The organism is Candidatus Omnitrophota bacterium (assembly GCA_040755155.1).
Lineage (GTDB): Bacteria > Hinthialibacterota > Hinthialibacteria > Hinthialibacterales > Hinthialibacteraceae > JBFMBP01.
In genome coordinates, this window is the sequence record JBFMBP010000050.1 from 1 (window position 1) to 3,384 (window position 3,384).

Here is a 3,384-nt window from a genome sequence, read left to right on the forward strand (position 1 = left end):
AAGAGAATTATCCCAAAACCAGTTTCGCCTATCATCCCTTCGAAAAAGCCAAGATGCGCATGAACGCGGGAACGCTGGCCAAATCGCTGCACGAGTCCGCCGTGCAATCGGCGCGGCGCAATCAGGACGGCTCGCTCGACCACGATTCTTATAAGGAGTACCTCTCCCTATTCTCCCAGGAAATTCGTCATGTCTGGAAGCAAATGTCCGGATTCAATTATGGCGATGAAGAAGAAGCCTAACGCCGTTTGTGGATACCACTATCATTCTTCGCAAATGTATATGAAGCGGATTATTATCAAGAAAGCAAGAAAATGAAGTTGCCAGGGGCGCTTGCCGCTCGTCCCTCGCGGGCTATGTCATGTTCAGGAGGGGACGGAGTCCTATTAGCGGCGCAGCCGCCATCTTAGCATGTTTCTTGACCGCCATGTTCATGGACATGCCGCCAGGCGGCATGAAAAAAGGCATGTCCCCGCCCCTCAGAACTCACGGATGTCGGCAGCGTCTCATTTTGGAACAGCCCTTAAATGGATCGCCCTCTAGTAAACAGAACACTAACTCTCACAATATCAGTACTTTATTTCATTCCGCCCCTCAAAAATAGAATCCGTCCTTTCTTCTCTTCCCATCGATGTTTTCTCCCTGCACTCGCGCTAACTTGGAGGATTCTATCAAGAGAAAACCGATCTCGCAAAATTTCCATTCGACCGAAAATCACGGTTGGCCGCCGAACCACCCAAGCGATTTTCGCGTTTGTATTTATGGAATCCACCGCCTTGGCGTTTTGCCCTTCCATCCCGCGAATTGTTCGCGAAACCATTTGCGGCTTAATAATCTTCCGGCCGTAAAAATGTCACCGTCGCCCCGTCCTCGATGACCCATATCTTGTCTTGCTCGATGACGCGCAACTTGCGATCGCTGTATTGGTCTTCTTCGTCCGGCAATTTAAGCAGATCGAATCCCGACTCCACCAGCCGTTTGCGCTTATTCTCGTCGTTATAGCCGCCCGACTCGAACAGGTTGCTCGTCATGTACACCGGCTGTCCTTGCGAACCCGCATAATCCGGCAGCCGCACCAAAATCCCATCCGCTTCCGCCTCTTCGGCGCTATACGAACAAATCACTTCCAACGGCTCTTCCACCTCGAACGAAAAGCAAGACAAATCGCGCTTCTTGATCGGCCACATGCGCTGTCGTTTGATCTCCGCCTCTTTCATGGTCAGATAGAGCGCTTCGTTGTTGGCTTGCCGGAAGAGGCCGTAATATTCTCCCTCGCCCCGATCTTCCAGCGCCAAGAAATAGTCGCCGCCAAAACTTTCCCAGGCTTTGAGAATGGATTGGCCGCCCACGGTCCCTTTCTCGATTTTCAACTTCGACGTTGTTCTCGCCCCCAAAACCGTTTTGCTCTCGCGACGGATAAATATTCCTTGGCGGCATAAATATAAATATCATTGCCAAGCTCAGGAAACGGATGCCGCCTGAATGTTTAAAAAGATGCTTACGATGGGCGATGATGCGTTTCCCGGAAAATTGCGCTCGCCCATCATTTCGAGGAATAGATTGTATTCAGGCGAAGTTCTTTATGTTGAAAATTTCTGCCTAATTTTCTTTCATGAATCGAATCTATGCAATTCTTGAGCGGCGCTCAACCAATGCCGCCGGATGGTTTTAGGCGGAGGGGCTTATCTTGGTTTCGGCGCAGCGAAAGAAAGATTATGGCCGGGAGTCGAATGTAACATGAGACGAACGGCCTTAACTGGATTTCGCCGCCGACAGAAAGAATATGCCCCGATCGCCAGGAGACGCGGCATTTCTCGAAGGCGCCGCCGCCGCAAAATCAATCATCATCACAGACAAAGAAGAAATCATCGCGTTCTTATAAAACGTGTTTTCCAATTTCATTGTTAGAAGCGAAATCATTTTTTATCTTCAAGGAGATTATCGTTTACTTTTTTGCGAACAAGCGCAACCCGTCGCCGTAAACGGCGTTCATCGATTCCACATCGCGCTTCGCTATGCCGGATATCGCCGAGAAGGCTTCATACATCTTCGGTTTGTTCTCGCGAATCGTTTTGTTCGTCGGCGAGTAGAGGCGCAAATCCATCTGGTAGTTCATAAATACATCGGGAACATCCATGCCTTCGCTGGTCAAGAAAAAATTCTCCAGAAAAATTCTAGCTCCTGGAAGTTCGCCGCAATATTTCTCCAACGCGCACTGATTCACCTTGAATTTCCGGATAGGCCATCACCGCTTGAATTATCAACGCCAGCCTTTTATCTGTAGGCCGCCTACTGCGAGGCGATGCTCAATTTATTTTGCATAGCGTTGATCGCCGATCAAAATCCCTGAAGAATTCTTGCCGGAAACCTTTTTAAATCCGCCAATCGAACATGGTTTTATAGACCCGATTGCCGATTCGAAACGGCAGCAGGAATTATTTCGTAGTGATGGATTATGGGATGGTTCGGTCTTCGCTCGGAGGTAATCAATGTTCTCGGCGGCATGATGGCGGATAGAAGCGAAAACGGCTGCCTCATGGTTCGCGGCCCCATCTACGCCAGTTTATGGCCGGACGAGTTGCTGCTCGGAGATCGCGCCGAGTATCGCGTCAACGGCGAATGGAAAAACCTCGCCGACGCCATGATCGAATCAGGCTGCGGCCGCCAAGCGAATGTCATCGGTTATTAGGCGAGAAGCGTGAAAGAGAAATTTACGGTTTGCGAATATTTCGCCCAGCCGGGTGAGGATTGCGCGAATCTCTATTGCGAGCAATGCGGGGATTCCCTCAGTGAATATGATCGCGGATACGGCGTAGTCTTCTATTCCGTAGGGCCGGAAAGCGTTCGCTGGAGCATCGGCGACGGCTCCATTATCTGCCCCGGCTGCATCGGCGACAGAAAATTCATGGCGAAAAAAGCGATTTCCTGAATTGAATCTTCTCCCATAGAATGAGAATCAAATCTCCAGTTTCATTTCCTTGAATCCCCTGACCATCTGGGCGATTTCGTCGTCTTCGGCGAAGAGAATCTTTTCGATGATCTCCATCTCCCGCCGGTTTATCTCTTCCTTCTGTCTCTCCACGCGCGATTTGATCGACTCGCGGTAATCCCGCTTCACGATTTCGCGCACGTCATCGTCGTTGATAGCCGGTTTTAAGATTTCGTAATCGCGCACGCTGTAATGGGAATAATTCCTTTCCACCTTTGGATAGTACCCATGCCGCTCCCCCAGCGTTTGCAGGCTAATCAAGGCCTTGTTGTATTCTTCGATGGCGGGTAGGAATACCTCCTCCAGTTCTTTTTTCTTCCCATCGAAAGCAGACCCGGCGTATTCCTTCTCGCTCCGCGCAACAGCCGACTCCAATTCGGAATTCTTCTGCTGGA

At 50.1% G+C, this 3,384-nt stretch carries 6 protein-coding genes; 3 read left to right on the forward strand and 3 right to left on the reverse strand.

Annotated features, from left to right (window positions below; genetic code table 11):
• Nucleotides 1–242, forward strand: a 242-nt coding sequence (locus AB1656_06135; GenBank protein MEW6234947.1) for a hypothetical protein, incomplete at its 5' end; no start/stop codon positions are given.
• 585 nt (nt 243–827) lie between these two features.
• On the opposite strand, the gene AB1656_06140 is transcribed toward AB1656_06135, so the two are convergent.
• Complete coding sequence (locus tag AB1656_06140; GenBank protein MEW6234948.1) at nt 828–1,370, reverse strand: hypothetical protein; 543 nt, start codon at nt 1,368–1,370, stop codon at nt 828–830.
• Nucleotides 1,371–1,945: 575 nt separating this feature from the next.
• A complete protein-coding gene (locus AB1656_06145) occupies nt 1,946–2,224 on the reverse strand; it encodes a hypothetical protein (GenBank protein ID MEW6234949.1) in 279 nt (92 codons plus the stop codon).
• Nucleotides 2,225–2,455: 231 nt separating this feature from the next.
• Here AB1656_06145 and AB1656_06150 point away from each other — a divergent pair, with 231 nt between their 5' ends.
• On the forward strand, nt 2,456–2,689 hold the full coding sequence (locus AB1656_06150) for a hypothetical protein (GenBank protein MEW6234950.1): 234 nt from the start codon (nt 2,456–2,458) through the stop codon (nt 2,687–2,689).
• A gap of 9 nt (nt 2,690–2,698) precedes the next feature.
• Entirely contained in the window at nt 2,699–2,929 is a 231-nt protein-coding gene (locus AB1656_06155; GenBank protein ID MEW6234951.1) for a hypothetical protein, read from the forward strand.
• 27 nt (nt 2,930–2,956) lie between these two features.
• Here the strand turns inward: AB1656_06155 and AB1656_06160 are convergent.
• On the reverse strand, nt 2,957–3,384 hold a 428-nt coding region (locus tag AB1656_06160), incomplete at its 5' end, for a hypothetical protein (GenBank protein ID MEW6234952.1).

What these genes read in the sequence shown, in the direction of transcription:
- AB1656_06150 (MEW6234950.1), top strand. Translation starts at nt 2,456, where the DNA reads ATGGGATGGTTCGGTCTTCGCTCGGAGGTAATCAATGTTCTCGGCGGC.